The sequence below is a fragment of the Christiangramia sabulilitoris genome, from assembly GCF_007050985.1.
Classification (GTDB): domain Bacteria; phylum Bacteroidota; class Bacteroidia; order Flavobacteriales; family Flavobacteriaceae; genus Christiangramia; species Christiangramia sabulilitoris.
In genome coordinates this window covers 1-1303 of record NZ_VHSF01000013.1, presented here as the reverse complement: position 1 = coordinate 1303, position 1303 = coordinate 1, and the positions used below count along the sequence as shown (strand labels likewise).

The window sequence follows — 1303 nt, the reverse complement described above, 5'->3', positions numbered from 1 at the left end:
ATAGCTAATTCTTCTGAGCAATCAATTCAATTTGGCGGTAATACCAACTATCGGGTATATCATAATAGTGTCAACAATCAGGGAGGGGGGCGTGCTTTTCGAATGGGCTCTGGTTCAGGGAATGAGTTAAGGAATAACATTTTCAGATCTAATAGTGGTTATGCAATAGAGGTATATAATTCTTCAGGAATAAGTTCTTCGGATTACAATGATTTCTTCACCTCGGGTGGTTATCTGGGTCGTTGGGGTAATACTAATATTCCTGATCTTCCTACTTGGCAGGCAACTTCCAAYATGGAGGCCAATTCATTAAGTTTTGACCCACAATATGTATCGGATACAGATCTACATGCTCAAGCACCTGGGTTATCTGATGCGGGAATTACAGTTTCTGAAGTCACTATTGATATAGATGGAGAGACGAGAAAGAATCCTCCGAGTATAGGTGCTGATGAATATATTTCTGCTGACCTAGCTCCTTTAGCCGGTGAGTATACAGTAGATCCAAATGGTTCCGGATCACGTAACTTTCTTAGTTTAAGTGCTACCATAGAAGCCATGGAAGTTAATGGTATATCAGGATCCGTAGTTTTTAAATTGGTCAATGGCACCTATAATGAACAATTAATCATTCCTGATATAGTAGGTGGATCAGAAGCCAACACTATTACTTATGAGTCAGCCAGTGGCAATGCCGATGATGTGAAGCTGACTTTTGGTGCTACTGGAACAGGTGATAATTTTATCATTTATTTCAGGCACACTTCCAATATCATTTTACGGAACTTAAGTTTTGAGGCTACCGGAACAGGCTATAGCAGAAACCTGCAGATGTTTGGCCGGGGAGATGATATTTTGATAGAGAATTGTAAGTTCAGTAGCCCTGCTACCACTTCGAGTCATGAAAATTTAGCAGTTATTTGGTTTGATCCTTCTTCTTCGAGTGATATTCGGTTGCTGAATAATTTTATTACAGGAGGTTCTATGGGTATTTCTTATAAGGGGGATTATTATTCAAGAGTTCCGGGTACTGTAATAGAAAATAATGTCATAGAAAACTCAGGATACCGAGGTGTTCATTTGCAGTATCAATCAGGTTTTATTTTTAATAATAATTCTGTTTCTATTCAGCCCCACTATAATGGTACTTCATTATGGGTAAGTGATTCAGAAGGAGGAGGAGAGATAATTAATAATAGGTTGATAGGAGGTGGTCCTGGTTATCATGGAGTTTATTTGGGATCTTGTCAATCTCCTGTTGAAAATCCTGGACTGATTGCTAATAATGTGATAGCTAATTCTT

Annotated in this window: 1 protein-coding gene; it reads left to right on the top strand. The window is 38.6% G+C overall.

Annotation, left to right across the window (positions count from 1 at the left end; genetic code table 11):
• Nucleotides 1-1303: NosD domain-containing protein (locus FGM01_RS14430; RefSeq protein ID WP_208012736.1), on the top strand; the 1303-nt coding region annotated here is incomplete at both ends.